The sequence below is a fragment of the Pseudomonas paraeruginosa PA7 genome (genome assembly GCF_000017205.1).
Taxonomy (GTDB): Bacteria; Pseudomonadota; Gammaproteobacteria; order Pseudomonadales; family Pseudomonadaceae; genus Pseudomonas; species Pseudomonas paraeruginosa.
Genome location: NC_009656.1, coordinates 1,287,312 through 1,304,181 on the forward strand (window position 1 = coordinate 1,287,312; position 16,870 = coordinate 1,304,181).

A 16,870-nucleotide genomic window follows, 5' to 3' on the forward strand; every position below is an offset into this window, starting at 1 on the left:
GACGTTCGTTTCTGCTTTCGTCGCGCTCCGCAGGCGGGAACAATGGGAGCGGGGAGCGTCGTACCAGTTATTCGCCCAGCGGTACGGCTGCGCTCCAGCGCTCCCTGCGCCAGGCCCGGCGCTGCTTCTTGTCGAGGTAGGTCCAGGCGACGAAGCGGCTCTGCTTCTGCCCCTGGGCCATGTCCACCACGCGGATATCGCTGGCGCCCAGTGTTTTCAGGCGCTCCTGGAGGTTCGGCAGGTTGCTCGCCTTGGACACCAGGGTGGTGAACCAGAACACTTGCGTGGCGAACGCCCGGCTTTCCCCGGCCATGCTGGCGAGGAAGGCCGCTTCGCCGCCCTCGCAGTGCAGTTCGGCGCCCTGGCCGCCGAAATTCAGCAGCGGCAGGGTGCGGCCCGGGTCGAGCTTGCCGAGGTTCTTCCACTTGCGCCGGCTGCCGCGCGTGGCCTCGTCCAGCGAGGCGTGAAAGGGTGGGTTGCAGAGGGTCATGTCGAAGCGCTCGGCGGAATCGACCAGCCCTTCGAAGATGTGCCGGCGATCCGGCTGGCGGCGCAGCTCGATGGCGGCGGCGAAACGCGGGTTGGCGGCAAGGATCGCCGCGGCCGAGGCCAGCGATTGCGGGTCGATGTCGGCGCCGACGAAGCGCCAGCCGTACTCGTGGTGGCCGAGCAGCGGGTAGATGCAGTTGGCTCCGGTTCCGACGTCCAGCGCGCGCAGGCCGGTGCCGCGCGGGATCACGCCGTCGTGGCTGGCACCGAGCAGGTCGGCCAGGTAGTGCAGGTAGTCGGCGCGACCGGGGATGGGCGGGCACAGGTAGCCCTCGGGAATGTTCCACTCGCGCACGTCGTAGAACTGTTGCAGCAGCGCGCGGTTGAAGGCCTTCACCGCCAGCGGGTCGGCGAAGTCGATGCTCGGCTTGCCGTACGGGTTGACGATGACGAAGCGTTCCAGCTCCGGATTGCCGGCGATCAGGCCCGGAAAGTCGTAGCGTCCCAGATGGCGATTGCGTGGGTGTAGCGGGCTGGCGCTCTTGCGCTCGGCGTCGGGGCGTGGACTGGACGGACGGGGCATGATCTCGGTTTCCATTACGGCGAGGCGGGCATTATTCACATCCGCCGGAGGCTGGCCAGTGTTTCTGCCGGGCGGCGCGACCCTGGTCCGGTCACAACGGGAACAGCCACGGGATCACCAGCACGCAGACGAACATCACCAGCAGGGTGAACGGCACGCCGATCCTGACGAAGTCGCCGAAACGGTACTGGCCGGGGCCCAGCACCAGGGTGTTCACCGGCGAGGAGATCGGCGTCATGAAGGCCGCCGAGGCCGCCACCGCCACCACCATGGCGAAGGGGTAGGGCGAGGCGCCGATCTGGTTGGCGGTGGCGATGGCGATCGGCGCCATCAGCACCGCGGTGGCGGTGTTGGAGATGAACAGGCCGATCGCCGCGGTGAGCAGGAACAGGCTGGCCAGCAGCACGCGCGGGCCGGCGTCGCCGAGGGCGTCGACCAGCAGCGAGACCGCCAGGTCGATGCCGCCGGTCTTCTGCAGGGCCAGGGCGAAGGGCAGCATGCCGACGATCAGGATCAGGCTCTGCCAGTGGATCGCACGGTAGGCGCCGTCCATGTCGATGCAGCGGAACAGGCCCATCAGCAGGCAGCCGACCAGCGCCGCGACCACGTTGGGCACCACCCCGCTGACCATCAGCGCCACCATCACGGCCAGGCTCAGCAGCGCATGCGGAGCCTTGCTCAGGGCTGGCGCCACCTCGTCGATCTCCGCCGGCAGGCTGAGCACCAGGAAGTCGCGGCCGCGTCCCTGCAACTGGCGGATCGCCTTCCAGGCGCCGATCACCAGCAGGGTATCGCCAAGGCGCAGCTTCTCTTCCAGCATGCCGTCGGTGAGGGCTTCGTGGTCGCGGCGCAGGCCGACCACGTTGAGCCCGTACTGTGAACGGAAGCCCAGCTCCAGGACGCTCTTGCCGAGCAGGGTGGAGTCCGGCGGCAGAGTCACCTCGGCCATGCCGACCTCCCGCGACTGGTCGATGAAGTAGCTGGCGCGGAACGGCAGGCGCACCAGGTTCAGCTCGGCGCAGCGCCGGTCCATGTCCTGCGGCGGCGCGAAGACGTCCAGCAGGAGCACGTCGCCGGCCTTCAGCTCGGTGCTGCCGCCGACCTTGACCACCTCGCTGTGGAACTTGCGCACCCGCTCCAGGCCGACCACGTTGGCGCCCAGGCGGGTGCGCAGTTGCAGTTCCTCCAGGGTGCTGCCGATCAGCGGCGAGCCGAGCTGTACCTGCAGGCGCCGTTCGCGGCCGGCCAGGCGGTAGTCGCGGATCAGGTCGCGCAGGGTCCGCCGCGCCTTCGGCGCGCCGACTTCCGCCGGGCTGGCGGCGTTCAGCCAGTTGCGCGTGAGCAACATGTAGGCCACGCCGATGGCGAGCACCATCAGGCCTATCGGGGTGAAGGCGAAGAAGCCGAAGCCGGCATGCCCCTCGCGCGCCAGCTCGCTGTTCACCACCATGTTCGGCGGCGTGGCGACCAGGGTCATCATGCCGCTGATCAGCCCTGCGAAGGCCAGCGGCATCATCAGCCGGCCCGGCGGGATCTTCAGCTTGGCGGCGATGCTCAGGACCACCGGGATGAAGATCGCCACCACCCCGGTGGAACTCATCACCGAGCCCAGCCCGGCCACCGCCAGCATCAGCAGCACCAGCAGGCGCGCTTCGCTGCTGCCGGCGCGGGCGATCAGCCAGTCGCCGACCTGGTAGGCCACCCCGGTGCGCACCAGGCCTTCGCCGATCACGAACAGCGCGGCGATCAGCACCACGCTCGGATCGCTGAAGCCGGCCAGGGCCTCGTTGAGGGTCAGGGTTCCGCTGACGCTGAAGGCCATGATCACCAGCAGGGCGATCACGTCCAGGCGCAGGCGGTTGTGGATGAAGAGGGCGACGGTGGTGGCGAGCAGGCCGACCACCCAGAGCAGTTCGAGGTTCATGCGGGCATCCGGGCGGGAGGATGCCTGCGAGTGTGGCAGACGGACGCGGGGCGTGCCTTGATCTGTTGCAGGTCGCCGGCGCCTCCCCGGCTCGGGGCGAAGAGGCGCCGGGTGGGCTCAGCCGAGCAGCAGGGCGTCGTCGGCGAGCTTCTCGCCGCGCACCTTCTCGAACATCGCCAGCAGATCCGGCACGTCGAGGCCCTTGCGTTCATCCCCGGAGACGTCAAGCACCACCTGGCCCTGGTGCAGCATCACCGTGCGTTCGCCGACGTCCAGCGCCTGGCGCATGCTGTGGGTGACCATCATGGTGGTGAGTTTCTTCTCGGCGACGATCCGTGCGGTGAGATGCAGGACGAAGTCGGCGGTGCGCGGGTCGAGCGCCGCGGTGTGTTCGTCGAGCAGCAGGATACGCGAGGGTTGCAGCGCCGCCATCAGCAGGCTGACGGCCTGGCGCTGGCCGCCGGAGAGCAGGCCGATGCGGTCGCCGAGGCGGTTCTCCAGGCCGAGGCCGAGGGTCGCCAGGCTTTCCCGGAAACCGTCGCGCATCGACGCCTGCACCGCCCGGCCGAGGCCGCGGCCGGCCCCGCGACGCTGCGCCAGGGCCATGTTCTCCTCGATGGTGAGGTCCTCGCAAGTACCCGCCATGGGGTCCTGGAAAACCCGCGCGACGCGGTTGGCACGGGCCCAGACCGGCTTGCGGGTGACGTCTTCGTCGTCGATCAGGATCTGCCCGCTGTCGATCGGCAGGTCGCCGGAGACCGCGTTGAGGAAGGTCGACTTGCCGGCGCCGTTGGAGCCGATCACGGTGACGAACTGGCCGGCCGGGATGTCCAGCGACAGGCCGCGCAGGGCGCGGGTCTCGATGGGAGTGCCGGGGTTGAAGGTGATCTTCAGGTTCTTCGCGCTGAGCATGGTCAGGCCCCCTTCTTGCCGAGCAGGCGTTTCTTCATCATCGGGATCACCAGGGCGACGGTGACCAGCACCGCGGTGACCAGGTTCAGGTCCTGGGCCTGCAGGCCGATGAAGTCGCTGTTCAGCGCCAGGGCGATGAAGAAGCGGTAGACGATGGCGCCGAGGATCACCGCGAGGGTCGCCAGGATCAGCCGGCGCGAGGGCAGGATGCTCTCGCCGACGATCACCGCGGCCAGGCCGATGACGATGGTGCCGATGCCCATGGAAATGTCGGCGCCGCCCTGGGTCTGCGCGAACAGTGCGCCGGCCAGCGCCACCAGTGCGTTGGAAATGGCCATGCCGAGCAGGATCATGCCGCCGGTATTGACCCCCTGGGCACGGGCCATCCGCGGGTTGGAGCCGGTGGCGCGGATCGCCAGGCCCTTCTGGGTGGTGAAGAACCAGTCCAGCAGCAGCTTCGCGGCGATTACGATGAATACCAGCAACAGCGGGCGGAACACATAGTCGCTGAGCCATTCCGGCTGCAGCAGGGTGAACAGGGTCGGCTCGGCGATCAGCGGCACGTTGGGCTTGCCCATGATGCGCAGGTTGATCGAGTAGAGCGCGATCATCATCAGGATGCTGGCGAGCAGGTCCATGATCTTCAGCTTGACGTTGAGCAGGCCGGTGGCCAGCCCGGCCAGCGCGCCGGCGGCGGTGGCCACCAGGGTCGCGCTGTAGGGGTCCCAGCCGAGGGCGATGAGGGTCGCGCAGACCGCGCCGCCGAGCGGGAAGCTGCCGTCCACCGTGAGGTCGGGGAAGCGCAGCAGGCGGAAGGAGATGAACACGCCGAGTGCCACCAGGCTGAAGATCAGGCCGATCTCCAGGGCACCGAACAGGGAAAACAGAGACATGACTTGGTAACCGAGTGCGTGAAGGCAGGATTATCGTGCCGTCCGGCCACGGGCGAGAAACCCGCGGCCGGCGGCCGCTTTTTTACTGGATGACTTCCGCGGCCGACTTGACCAGCTCGTCGGACAGGGTCACGCCTTGCTTCTGCGCGGCCCCCGGGTTGACGAAGAGTTGCAGCTTGTCGCTGGTCTCCGGCTTGATCTCGCCCGGCTTCTCGCCCTTGAGGATGCGCACCACCATGCGGCCGGTCTGCTTGCCCATCTCCTTGTAGTTGATGCCGAGGGCGGCGATCGCGCCGCGCTTGACGCTGTCGGTGTCGGAGGCGATCAGCGGGATCTTCGCGTCGTTGCCGACCTTGACCAGCGCCTCGTAGGCGGACACCACGTTGTTGTCGGTGTTGGTGTAGATCGCGTCGACCTTGCCGACCAGGCTGCGCGCCGCCGAACTGACGTCCACCGAACGCGGGGCCGAGGCCTCGACCAGGCTCAGGCCCATCTTCGGCAGCAGTTCCTTGAGTTCCTTGACCACCACCACGGAGTTGGCTTCGCCGGGGTTGTAGACCATGCCGATGCGCTTGGCGCCCGGCACCACTTTCTTGATCAGCTCGATCTGCTTGTCCAGCGCGAGCATGTCGGAAACCCCGGTGACGTTGGTGCCGGAGGCTTCCCAGCTCGGCGTCAGGTGCGCGCCGACCGGGTCGGTGACGGTGCTGAAGACGATCGGAATGCTCTTGGTCGCGGCCACCAGCGCCTGGGCCGAGGGGGTGGCGATACCGACGATCACGTCGGGCTTGTCGCCGATGAACTTGCGGGCGATCTGCGCGGCGGTGCCGGTGTTGCCCTGGGCGCTCTGGTACTGCCACTTGAGGTTCTTGCCGTCTTCGTAGCCGGCCTCCTGGAGGGCTTCCTTGACCCCGTCGCGGGCGGCATCCAGCGCCGGGTGCTCGACGATGGCGGTCACGGCGACCGACTTCTGCTCGTCGGCGTTGGCGCCGAAGGACAGGGCCATGCCAAGGGCCAGGGCACTGAGGGGCAACCATTTATTCTTATAGGCCTGCATCATGCGGCGATCTCCTGATTGTATTGGCGCGCTGTAGCGAATTGTTCTGATTGGGCGGTGCGGGTACAGCGTGGCCGAAACATCGCATTTTTCGCGCAAGTCGTCAGCAGGTTTGATGTTTTTTCTTGCGGTGGGATTACCGCTCGGGGTGATCCGGGTAAGGTGTCGGCGTCGGACCGTGACCGAAAGGAGGCGACATGCTCACGACCATCGGCCGTTTTTCCCATCCCCTGGAAGCGCAGATCGCTCGCGCCCGCCTGGAGGCCGCTGGAATTCCGGCGTTCGTCGCCGACGAGCACACCATCAACATGCAATGGCTGTACTCCAACGCCCTGGGCGGCGTGCGCCTGCAAGTGCCCACGGTCTGTCGCGAAGAGGCGCTGGCGCTGTTGGCCACCGATGAAAGCGAGGCGCTGCGGGCCGAGCAGGGCAGCAGCGAGTTCCAGTGCTTGCGTTGCGGCAGCGACCAGGTGGCCTGGAAGGTGGACGGCCGCCGCCAGGCTTTCCTTGGCATCCTGCTGCTCAACGTACCGCTGTGGCCGATCCGGCGTCGGTTAGTGTGCGAGGCCTGCGGTCTCCGCAGCGAAGTACCGTTGCCTCTATGCGAGTGAAAGAAAAACGCCCGCCTCTGGGAGGCGGGCGCTGGAGTTAGAGCGCGGCGATCTTCTGCCGTTGCTCGGCCAGCTTGGCCAGGGCCTGTTCGGCTTCGGCGAGCTTGGCGCGCTCCTTCTCGATCACGTCGGCCGGGGCCTTGGCGACGAAGCCTTCGTTGGACAACTTGCCGCCGACGCGCTTGACCTCGCCTTCCAGGCGCTGGATCTCCTTGTCCAGGCGTCCCAGTTCGGCGCCCTTGTCGATCAGGCCGGCCATCGGCACCAATACTTCCATGTCGCCGACCAGGGCGGTGGCGGACATCGGTGCTTCCTCGCCGGCTTCCAGCACGCGGATGCTTTCCAGCTTGGCCAGTTTCATCAGCAGCGGCTCGTTGTCGGCCAGGCGGCGCTGGTCGCTGGGCGAGGCGTTCTTGAGGATGATGCCGATGCGCTTGGCCATGGAGATGTTCATCTCGCCGCGGATCTGCCGCACGCCGAGCATCAGCGCCTTGACCCACTCGATGTCGCCTTCGGCGGCGGCGTCGATCCGGCCTTCGTCGGCCACCGGCCAGGGTTGCAGCATCAGGGTCGGGCCTTGCTTGCCGGCCTGGCCCTTGATGCGCTGCCAGATTTCCTCGGTGATGAACGGCATGAACGGGTGCGCCAGGCGCAGGGCCGTCTCCAGCACGCGGATCAGGGTGCGACGAGTGCCGCGCTGGCGCTCGATGGGGGCGTTCTCGTCCCACAGCACCGGCTTGACCAGCTCCAGGTACCAGGCGCAGTACTCGTCCCAGATGAACTCATAGAGGGCCTGGGCGGCCAGGTCGAAGCGGAAGGCGTCGAGCTGGCGGGTGACTTCCTGCTCGGTGCGCTGCAACTGGGAGATGATCCAGCGGTCGACCGAGGACAGCTCGACCGGCTCGCCGTTGACCCCGGTGTCCTGGCCATCGGTGTTCTCGATGACGAAGTTGGCGGCGTTCCAGATCTTGTTGCAGAAGTTGCGGAAGCCTTCGACGCGGCCCATGTCGAACTTGATGTCGCGGCCGGTGGAGGCCAGCGAGCAGAAGGTGAAGCGCAGGGCGTCGGTGCCGTAGCTGGCGATGCCTTCGGGGAATTCGGCGCGGGTCTGCTTGGCGATCTTCTCCGCCAGCTTCGGCTGCATCATGCCGCTGGTGCGCTTTTGCAGCAGGGTATCGAGGTCGATGCCGTCGACGATGTCCAGCGGGTCGAGCACGTTGCCCTTGGACTTGGACATCTTCTGGCCCTGGCCGTCGCGCACCAGGCCATGGACGTAGACGGTCTTGAACGGGATCTGCGGGGTGCCGTCGGGATTCTTCACCAGGTGCATGGTGAGCATGATCATCCGCGCGACCCAGAAGAAGATGATGTCGAAGCCGGTGACCAGCACGTCGGTGGGGTGGAAGGTCTTGAGGAACTCGGTCTGCTGCGGCCAGCCGAGGGTGGAGAAGGTCCACAGGCCGGAACTGAACCAGGTGTCGAGAACGTCTTCGTCCTGACGCAACTCGACGTCATTGCCGAGCTGGTGCTTGCTGCGCACCTCGACCTCGTCGCGGCCGACGTAGACGTTGCCGGCCTCGTCGTACCAGGCCGGGATGCGGTGGCCCCACCAGAGCTGGCGGCTGATGCACCAGTCCTGGATGTCGCGCATCCAGGAGAAGTACATGTTCTCGTACTGCTTGGGCACGAACTGGATGCGGCCGTCTTCCACGGCGGCGATGGCGTCCTCGGCCAACGGCTTGGTGCTGACGTACCACTGGTCGGTCAGCCAGGGTTCGATGACGGTGCCAGAACGGTCGCCCTTCGGCACTTTCAGCGCGTGGTCGTCGATCTTCTCCAGCAGGCCCATGGCCTCGAACTCGGCGACGATGGCCTTGCGCGCCTCGAAGCGGTCCATGCCGGCGTAGCTCTGCGGCAGGCTGGGGTCGAGGTTCGGGTTGACGCTGCCGTCGAGGTGGAACACCTGGGCCTGGGCCAGCACCGCGGCGTTCTTGTCGAAGATGTTGATCAGCGGCAGGTCGTGGCGCTTGCCGACCTCATAGTCGTTGAAGTCATGGGCCGGGGTGATCTTCACGCAGCCGGTGCCGAACTCGCGATCGACGTACTCGTCGGCGATGATCGGGATGTGCCGGCCGACGATCGGCAGTTCGGCGAACTGGCCGATCAGCTTGGCGTAGCGCTCGTCTTCCGGGTGCACCGCGACCGCGGCGTCGCCCAGCAGGGTTTCCGGACGGGTGGTGGCGACCACCAGGTAATCCAGGCCTTCGCTGGTCTTCGCGCCGTTTACCAGCGGGTAGCGCAGGTGCCAGAGGTGGCCCTTTTCGTCGTGGTTTTCCACTTCCAGGTCGGAAATCGCGGTGTGCAGCTTGGTGTCCCAGTTCACCAGGCGCTTGCCGCGGTAGATCAGGCCGTCTTCATGCAGGCGCACGAAGGCTTCCTTGACCGCTTCGGAGAGGCCGTCGTCCATGGTGAAGCGCTCGCGCGACCAGTCCACCGAGGAGCCCAGGCGACGAATCTGCCGGGTGATGTTGCCGCCGGACTGTTCCTTCCATTCCCAGACCTTCTCCAGGAACTTCTCCCGGCCGAGGTCGTGGCGGCTCACGCCCTGGGCGCCGAGCTGGCGCTCGACCACCATCTGGGTGGCGATGCCGGCGTGGTCGGTGCCCGGTTGCCACAGGGTGTTGCGGCCCTGCATGCGGCGGTAGCGGATCAGCGCGTCCATGATCGCGTTGTTGAAGCCATGGCCCATGTGCAGGCTGCCGGTCACGTTCGGCGGCGGGATCATGATGGTGTAGGGCTGGCCTTCGCCGCTCGGAGCGAAGTAGTCGTTGGACTCCCAGGTCTCGTACCAGGAAGTCTCGATGGCGTGCGGCTGGTAAGTCTTGTCCATGCGAAAGGGGACCAAAGCTGAATATGGCTGGGGAAAATGCGAAGAAAGTCCGGGAGTATAGCGGGGATGGCGGCCCGGGGGTAAGGCCGCGGGCCGCGCCGGGCGCGCGCGGCGCCCGGCTCAGTCGTTGCGCTGGCCGAGCAGGCGCCCGAGGCGGGCCTGCAGGCGGCGGCGCAGCTCGGCTTCGATCTGCGGGGCGAAGTCGTCGATGACCTCTTGCAGGATCAGCTCGGCGGAGGCGCGCAGCTCGTCGTCCAGGCGCTCCTGCTCGGCGGGCGCCAGGCCCGTCGGCGCGGGCGCTTTGGCCACCGGCTCGGAGGCGCGCGGGGCGGTGCCGGGGGAGACGACGTCGGAGAGCAGGGGAATGTTGTCCGGCTCGAAGGATTCGGTCAGCAAGGGCGGCTCGTTGCTTTCGTAGAGCAGGTCGTGGATCGACTCCAGGTCATCGAGCAAGCGCTCCGGGGGTTGTGTCGGTTTGTGGCTGTCCATGGTCGTGCACTTCAGATACGCGGCAGGCGATGGTCCTGTAGAGGATAGCCCTGCTCCCGGTAGAAGCGGAATTTATCCCGTGCCGCCTGGCGGATCGCCGGCTCCTCGACCACCAGTTCGGCCACCCGCGAAAAGTTCGGGACGAAGCCGGGGGCCTCGAGGGTCAGGTTGATCAGCAGGTCGCGATGGTTCCCCGGGGGCTCGCCCAGGCCCAGGGCGACGGGCGCCTCGGCGTCTTCCTCGGCCAGGCTGTGAGGAATGAAGGCCTCGCCGCGGAAGCTCCACAGGCGGCCGTCCAACTCGCTGCGCTGCGCCTCGTCGGCGCAATGCAGGTAGACCCGCATGCCTTGCCGCCAGGCCTTCTCGGCCAGGCGGCAGGCGACCTGCAGGCGCGCCGACGGATCGGCGCTGGGGATCACGTAGAAGTCGACCCGGGTCACTTGGCCCGTTCCAGCAGGTACTGGGTCAGCAGCGGTACCGGGCGGCCGGTGGCGCCTTTGTCCTTGCCGCCGCTGATCCAGGCGGTGCCGGCGATGTCCAGGTGCGCCCAGTGGTATTTCTTGGCGAAGCGCGAGAGGAAGCAGCCGGCGGTGATGGTGCCGGCCTTCGGCCCGCCGATGTTGGCGATGTCGGCGAACGGGCTGTCCAGCTGTTCCTGGTATTCGTCGAACAGCGGCAATTGCCAGGCGCGGTCGTCGGCGAACTCGCCGGCCTTGAGCAGTTGCCTGACCAGCGCCTCGTTGTTGCCCATCAGGCCCGAGGTGTTGCTGCCCAGGGCGACGATGCAGGCGCCGGTGAGGGTGGCGATGTCGACCACCGACTGCGGCTTGAAGCGCTCGGCATAGGTCAGTGCGTCGCACAGCACCAGGCGCCCTTCGGCGTCGGTGTTGAGGATCTCGACGGTCTGCCCGCTCATGGTGGTGACGATGTCGCCCGGACGGGTGGCTCCGCCGCTGGGCATGTTCTCGGCGCAGGCGAGCAGGCCGACCAGGTTGATCGGCAGCTGCAGCTCGAGCACCGCGCGGAAGGTGCCGAAGACGCTGGCGGCGCCGCACATGTCGAACTTCATCTCGTCCATGCCCAGACCCGGCTTGAGGCTGATGCCGCCGGTGTCGAAGGTGATGCCCTTGCCGACCAGCACGTGCGGCGCCTGGTCCTTCTTCGCGCCGTTGTATTGCAGGACGATCAGCCGCGGCGGCTGTTCGCTGCCCTGGGCGACGGCGAGGAACGAGCCCATGCCCAGTTCGCGCAGCTTCTGCTCGTCGTGGACTTCGACCTTCAGGCCCTTGAATTCCTTGGCCAGGGCCTTGGCCTGCTCGCCGAGGAAGGTCGGGTGGCAGACGTTCGGCGGCAGGTTGCCGAGGTCGCGGGTCAGGGCCATGCCGTTGGCGATGGCCTGGGCTTCCTTGCTGCCTTGCTCGACGGCGGCGCTGTCGGCCTTGTCGGCGAGCAGGGTCAGCTTCTTCAGTTTCAGCGGCTCAGCTTTCTGGCTCTTGTAGCGATCGAACACGTACAGGCCATCGGCCAGGGTTTCCACCAGCAGGCGCGCCTTGGCGTGGGCGTCGCGACCTTTCACCGCGAGATCGCCGAGGGCCAGCACGGCATCGGCGCCGGCCAGGCCCTTGAGGGTCGACAGCACGGCGGAGGCCAGCTTGCGGTACTGGCGGTCGCCCAGTTCGCGCTCCTTGCCGGCGCCGACCAGCAGCACGCGCTCGGCCTTGAGATTGGGCAGGTTCTGCAGGAGCAGGGTCTGGCCGACCTTGCCGGCCAGGTCGCCGCGCTTGAGCACGGCGCCGATCGCGCCGCCGGTGGCGTCGTCGACCGCCTTGGCGCTGGCGCCGAGCTTGCGGCCTTCGCCCACGGCGAGCACCAGGGTGGCGGTTTTCAGGGTTTCCGGGCGTACGCTTTTAACAAGGAATTCCATGGAAGAGGTCCCCAATACAGACAGTCGGGATGGCGCAAGGGCGGCATCCATTACCGATGAGCGATCGTTCCGGCAGGCTCCGTTGCGTGGCTCGCGTCATCGCCGGAGCGACGCGGGGGCCGGTCGAGTGCCGGTATTCACGGCGCCGGAACCGCTCGAGCGACGCCTGCGGCAACCGCCCTCCGGCCGTTGCCGCACATGGTCGCACAAGTCCGGCGTCTCTGGCACGACCGTGTGCGTCCGGCCGACGCTAGCTATCCACCACCTTTTCGTCCGGCGTCCGGGGCGGGCGGCGAGCCGGTCGGCGGCGACGGCAAATAAATTGGAACGCGCTGAACGAGCGTTCCCCGCGACGGTCTATCGGGCTCTTGGTTCGGCCTGCGCAGTGACAGGCTCGCCGAATCGCAGGATAATGCCGGCTATTTTCTCCGCGCCATGTCGCCATGGCCGGAAACGCGTGATGACGGGGCCGCGAGGTCCTGTCAGAGCCTGGCAACCCAGGAGTGTCCGGATTGATCGTTTTCCGCTATTTGTCCCGTGAAGTGCTGGTCACCATGAGCGCCGTCAGCGCCGTGCTGCTGGTGATCATCATGAGTGGCCGTTTCATCAAGTACCTGGCGCAGGCGGCCCAGGGGCTGCTCGACCCCGGCTCGCTGTTCCTGATCATGGCGTTCCGGATTCCCGGTTTCTTGCAGTTGATCCTGCCGCTGGGCCTGTTCCTCGGCATCCTGCTGGCCTATGGCCGGCTCTACCTGGAAAGCGAGATGACGGTGCTCTCGGCGACCGGCATGAGCCAGAAGCGCCTGCTCGGCTACACCATGGCGCCGGCGCTGCTGGTGGCGATCCTGGTAGCCTGGCTGAGCCTGTTCCTGGCGCCCCAGGGCATCAACCAGTTCGCCCTGCTGCTGAACAAGCAGGATACCCTGACCGAGTTCGACACCCTGGTCCCAGGTCGCTTCCAGGCGATGCGCGACGGCACCCGGGTGACCTACACCGAGGAACTGTCGAAGGACCGCGGCGAGCTGGCCGGCATCTTCATCTCGCAGAAAGACCTCAACAGCAGCAACCAGGAACGCGGCATCTCGATCCTGGTGGCGGAGAAGGGCACCCAGAACATCCAGGCGGACGGCAGCCGCTATCTGATCCTGCACAACGGCTACCGCTACGATGGCAACCCCGGGCAGGCCAACTACCGTGCCATCAAGTACGACACCTATGGCGTGATGCTGCCCAAGCCGGAAGCCAGCAGCGAGGTCAGCGAGCGCGACGCGGTGCCCACCGTCGACCTCTTCGGCAGCGACAACCCGCGCTACCAGGCGGAATTGCAATGGCGCCTGTCGACCCCGCTGCTGGTGTTCGTGGTGACCCTGCTGGCGGTGCCGCTGTCGCGGGTCAACCCGCGCCAGGGGCGCTTCCTCAAGCTGCTGCCGGCGATCCTCCTCTACATGGCCTACCTGGCCCTGCTGATCGCCGTGCGCGGCCAGCTGGACAAAGGCAAGATCCCCATGGCCGTGGGCCTGTGGTGGGTACACGGGCTGTTCCTGGCGATCGGCCTCATCCTGTTCTACTGGGAACCCTTGCGCCTGAAGCTGGCGTCCTCCCGTGCCGGTCGCGAGGTGGCGCATGGTTAAGCTCGATCGTTACATCGGTGTCACCGTCTTCGTCGCGATCCTCGCGGTGCTCGGCGTGATTCTCGGCCTGGCGTTGCTGTTCGCCTTCATCGACGAACTGAACGATATCAGCGCCAGCTACGGCATCGGCGAGGCCCTGCGCTTCATCGCACTGACCGCGCCGCGCCGCGCCTACGACATGCTGCCGATGGCGGCGCTGATCGGCTGCCTGGTTGGCCTCGGCACCCTGGCCAGCAACAGCGAACTGACCATCATGCGCGCCGCCGGGGTGTCGCTGTCGCGGATCGTCTGGGCGGTGATGAAGCCGATGCTGGTACTGATGCTGGCTGGCATCCTGGTCGGCGAGTACGTCGCGCCCTGGACCGAGAATATCGCCCAGAGCGGCCGCGCCCTGGCCCAGGGCGGTGGCGACTCGCAAAGTTCCAAGCGCGGCCTGTGGCATCGCCAGGGACGCGAATACATCCACATCAACGCGGTGCAGCCCAATGGCGTGCTGTATGGCGTTACCCGCTACCGCTTCGACGAGCAGCGCGGGTTGCAATCGGCCAGCTTCGCCAAGCGCGCGCGTTTCGAGACCGACCATTGGCAACTGGAAGACGTCACCACCACACTGCTGCACCCACAGGAGAAACGCTCCGAGGTGGTCAAGCTGCCGACCGAACGCTGGGATGCCCAGCTCAGTCCGCAACTGTTGAATACCGTGGTTATGGAGCCCGAGGCGCTGTCGATCAGCGGCCTCTGGCAGTACATCCACTACCTGGCCGACCAGGGCCTGAACAACAACCGCTACTGGCTGGCGTTCTGGACCAAGGTGCTGCAGCCGCTGGTGACCGCCGCCCTGGTGCTGATGGCGATTTCGTTCATCTTCGGCCCGCTGCGTTCGGTGACCCTGGGCCAGCGGATCTTCACCGGCGTGCTGGTGGGCTTCGTCTTCCGCATCGCCCAGGATCTGCTTGGGCCGTCGAGCCTGGTGTTCGATTTCCCGCCGCTGCTGGCGGTGGTGATCCCTGCCTCGGCCTGCGCCCTGGCGGGCCTCTGGCTGCTACGCCGGGCGGGCTGACGGGCTCGGTCTGCGAGAACGCAAAAAGGCCACCTTCGGGTGGCCTTTCCGTTTCCGTGCCGTGCGTGCAGCAGACGGATAACCGTCGCTGTTCCGGATTATCGGCGCACGGCGCCGGGGGGCTAGCAGTCCGTGGATTGCCGGCAGGGGGTGCCGGCCGGACCGTGGTTTCCGCTCACTTCTTGTGGATGTTCTTCGGCAATCTGACTACCTGGCTCTCCGAATAACGGTCGTGCCAGGTGCGTTTGTCGCTGTCCCAGAGCATCCACAGGAAGCCGAGGCCGAGGCACAGCCAGGAGGCGATGGCGATCATGAAGCGCAGCAACGCCTGCAGCAGGCTGATGGCGCTGCCGTCGCGGTTCTGCACGCGCAGACCCCAGACCTGCATGCCCAGGGTCTGGCCGCTATGGGTCCAGAACTTGGCGAAGAAGCCGAACAACGCGAACACCAGCAGGGTCGAGAGCAGTGGGTCGCCGATCAGCGCGCCGCGGTCGGCCAGCTCGCGCAGGTGGTCGCTGCCGTAGACCAGGCGCAGGATACCCTGCTGGTAGGCCAGCGTGACCACCATCATCAGCGCCACGCAGAGCAGGAAGTCGTAGAACATCGCCGCCAGGCGGCGGACCAGTCCTGCGGGGGCATAGTCGCCCTTGGGGGAGAGCATGTGTTTCGGCATCGGCGTGTTCCGCGGCATCGGCAAAAGCGGCGATTATACGTGCATCCGTCGCCGGCGCCGTCCACCCGGGGCACGCTTTTTCCCGGTTGTTCTAGGCTTCTGGCAGTTCCCAATCATTTCGAGTCTTTTCCATGCCGATTCCGGTGAGGCGAGCCCGGCGCAAGGCGCTGCGGCTGTTGTTGTCCGTCCTGGTCGGGATGCTGCCGATCCTTCTCGGCCTGCTGATCCTCTATTGGCAGGCCGGGCGCAGCCTCCAGCTGACCTCCGAGCAGGCTGCCGGGAACGCGGTGCGGCAATTCGAGCGGATGCTCGACAACGCCGCGCTGGCCGCGCGCAACGTCATGCCGGTGGCGGGGCGCCCGTGCCCCGAGGCCGAGCTGGCGTTGCGCGAGCAGGTGGCGACCATGCCGTTCGTTCGCTCGGTAAACCTGACGCGCGACCGCACCATCTATTGCACCTCGCTGTTCGGTGGCTTCGACGAGCCGGTACGGATCGACAGCTACGTCGACGGACGCCTTCGGCTGATGCCCGGCAACCAGGTGACGCCGGACTCGGCGCTGCTGGTGCTGCGCGATTCGGACGGCCGTCGCGGCGTGCTGTCGGCGATCGACGGGCGCTATCTGAGCTACGTGCTTGACCTGGTCGATCGGCGCAGTCGCCAGGTCCTGGTGGTCGGGCCCCACTGGCTGGACGCCGAGGGCCGCACGCACCGCGATGCGCCGCCGCTCTATGCGGTGGCCGCCCAGGATCTCGCCTCGCAGCGCTACCCGTTCCGGGTCCTGTCGGGCTTCCCGGAGGGCGAGCAGTGGCGCTCGATCCGCTCGCAGAACCCGGCGATGTTCGGCCTGCTGCTGTTCTTCGGCGCCCTGGCCGGTACCCTCTGCTACTGGCTGTCGCGGCGCGTCGCCTCGCCCAGCGGCGAGTTGCGCCGGGCTCTCGACGCCAACGAGTTCATTCCCTACTACCAGCCGTTGAGTCCCGGCCAGGGCGGCGCCTGGATCGGTGTCGAGGTCCTGATGCGCTGGCGCCATCCGCGCGAGGGCCTGATCCGGCCGGACCTGTTCATCCCCTTCGCCGAGCGTTCGGGGCTGATCGTACCGATGACGCGCGCGCTGATGCGCCAGGTCGCGGAAGACCTGGGCGGGCATGCCGGGAAGCTGGAGCCGGGCTTCCACATCGGTTTCAACATCAGCGCCACCCATTGCCACGAACTGGCGTTGGTGGACGACTGTCGCGAATTGTTGGCGGCGTTTCCGCCCGGACACATCACCCTGGTCCTGGAGCTGACCGAGCGCGAGCTGATCGAGTCGAGCGCGGTTACCGATCGGCTGTTCGCCGAACTGCACGAACTGGGGGTGAAGATCGCCATCGACGACTTCGGCACCGGCCATTCCAGCCTGGCCTACCTGCGCAAGTTCCAGGTGGACTGCCTGAAGATCGACCAGAGCTTCGTCGCCCGCATCGGCATCGATACCCTCTCCGGACACATCCTCGACAGCATCGTCGAACTCTCCGCCAAGCTCGACCTGGATATCGTCGCCGAAGGCGTGGAGACTCCCGAGCAGCGTGACTACCTGGCCGCCCGCGGGGTGGATTACCTGCAAGGCTACCTGATCGGCCGGCCGATGCCGCTGGAGAGTTTTCTTGCCAGCCTGAGTGCACAAGCTGACCAGCCAGCGTTCGTGGCCGGACACTAACTGTTCCTGCGGCGCTGGAGCGCGCACGGCGGAGCGG

Annotated in this window: 14 protein-coding genes; 4 read left to right on the forward strand and 10 right to left on the reverse strand. The window is 66.9% G+C overall.

The features are described from left to right. Positions 1 to 67 precede the first annotated feature (67 nt). From rlmF to PSPA7_RS06090, 5 genes are all read right to left on the reverse strand, one after another. Positions 68 to 1,072 (reverse strand): 23S rRNA (adenine(1618)-N(6))-methyltransferase RlmF, encoded by a 1,005-nt coding sequence (gene rlmF / locus PSPA7_RS06070; protein WP_041025455.1) that lies wholly within the window; start codon positions 1,070 to 1,072, stop codon positions 68 to 70. A gap of 91 nt (positions 1,073 to 1,163) precedes the next feature. Beyond that, the gene (locus tag PSPA7_RS06075) at positions 1,164 to 2,996 is read right to left on the reverse strand and encodes an SLC13 family permease (RefSeq protein WP_012074542.1); all 1,833 of its coding nucleotides are present in this window, start codon (positions 2,994 to 2,996) and stop codon (positions 1,164 to 1,166) included. A gap of 117 nt (positions 2,997 to 3,113) precedes the next feature. Next, positions 3,114 to 3,908: an ABC transporter ATP-binding protein gene (locus tag PSPA7_RS06080; RefSeq protein ID WP_012074543.1), complete on the reverse strand. Its 795-nt coding sequence runs from the start codon at positions 3,906 to 3,908 to the stop codon at positions 3,114 to 3,116. A gap of 2 nt (positions 3,909 to 3,910) precedes the next feature. Next, entirely contained in the window at positions 3,911 to 4,801 is an 891-nt protein-coding gene (locus PSPA7_RS06085; RefSeq protein ID WP_003157608.1) for an ABC transporter permease, read from the reverse strand. An 82-nt stretch (positions 4,802 to 4,883) separates the two neighbouring features. Further along, positions 4,884 to 5,861, reverse strand: a complete 978-nt coding sequence (locus PSPA7_RS06090) for an ABC transporter substrate-binding protein (protein WP_003157607.1) — start codon at positions 5,859 to 5,861, stop codon at positions 4,884 to 4,886. A 194-nt stretch (positions 5,862 to 6,055) separates the two neighbouring features. Here PSPA7_RS06090 and PSPA7_RS06095 point away from each other — a divergent pair, with 194 nt between their 5' ends. Then, entirely contained in the window at positions 6,056 to 6,469 is a 414-nt protein-coding gene (locus PSPA7_RS06095) for a putative signal transducing protein (RefSeq protein ID WP_003157606.1), read from the forward strand. Between the two features lie 37 nt (positions 6,470 to 6,506). On the opposite strand, the gene PSPA7_RS06100 is transcribed toward PSPA7_RS06095, so the two are convergent. The 4 genes from PSPA7_RS06100 to PSPA7_RS06115 all read right to left on the reverse strand — a co-directional run bounded on the left by PSPA7_RS06100 (position 6,507) and on the right by PSPA7_RS06115 (position 11,772). Continuing rightward, complete coding sequence (locus tag PSPA7_RS06100; RefSeq protein WP_012074544.1) at positions 6,507 to 9,359, reverse strand: valine--tRNA ligase; 2,853 nt, start codon at positions 9,357 to 9,359, stop codon at positions 6,507 to 6,509. 120 nt (positions 9,360 to 9,479) lie between these two features. Next, positions 9,480 to 9,848, reverse strand: a complete 369-nt coding sequence (locus PSPA7_RS06105) for a hypothetical protein (protein WP_041025295.1) — start codon at positions 9,846 to 9,848, stop codon at positions 9,480 to 9,482. An 11-nt stretch (positions 9,849 to 9,859) separates the two neighbouring features. Continuing rightward, positions 9,860 to 10,288 (reverse strand): DNA polymerase III subunit chi, encoded by a 429-nt coding sequence (gene holC / locus PSPA7_RS06110; RefSeq protein ID WP_003149876.1) that lies wholly within the window; start codon positions 10,286 to 10,288, stop codon positions 9,860 to 9,862. Next, positions 10,285 to 11,772, reverse strand: a complete 1,488-nt coding sequence (locus PSPA7_RS06115) for a leucyl aminopeptidase (RefSeq protein WP_012074546.1) — start codon at positions 11,770 to 11,772, stop codon at positions 10,285 to 10,287. Before PSPA7_RS06115 ends, holC begins: the two co-directional genes overlap by 4 nt. A gap of 512 nt (positions 11,773 to 12,284) precedes the next feature. On the opposite strand from PSPA7_RS06115, the gene lptF reads away from it, so the two are divergent. Both lptF and lptG read left to right on the forward strand, forming a co-directional pair. Beyond that, positions 12,285 to 13,403 carry an LPS export ABC transporter permease LptF gene (gene lptF, locus PSPA7_RS06125; RefSeq protein ID WP_003149870.1) on the forward strand — a complete coding sequence of 373 codons (1,119 nt, stop codon included), beginning with the start codon at positions 12,285 to 12,287 and terminating at the stop codon, positions 13,401 to 13,403. Next, positions 13,396 to 14,463, forward strand: a complete 1,068-nt coding sequence (lptG, locus tag PSPA7_RS06130) for an LPS export ABC transporter permease LptG (RefSeq protein ID WP_012074547.1) — start codon at positions 13,396 to 13,398, stop codon at positions 14,461 to 14,463. The genes lptF and lptG overlap by 8 nt, the downstream gene beginning before the upstream one ends. A gap of 175 nt (positions 14,464 to 14,638) precedes the next feature. Here lptG and PSPA7_RS06135 read toward each other — a convergent pair whose 3' ends face one another. After that, positions 14,639 to 15,136, reverse strand: a complete 498-nt coding sequence (locus tag PSPA7_RS06135; protein ID WP_012074548.1) for an RDD family protein — start codon at positions 15,134 to 15,136, stop codon at positions 14,639 to 14,641. Positions 15,137 to 15,267: 131 nt separating this feature from the next. Between PSPA7_RS06135 and PSPA7_RS06140 the strand changes: the two genes are divergently transcribed. Next, complete coding sequence (locus tag PSPA7_RS06140) at positions 15,268 to 16,833, forward strand: EAL domain-containing protein (protein WP_012074549.1); 1,566 nt, start codon at positions 15,268 to 15,270, stop codon at positions 16,831 to 16,833. Positions 16,834 to 16,870 lie beyond the last annotated feature (37 nt).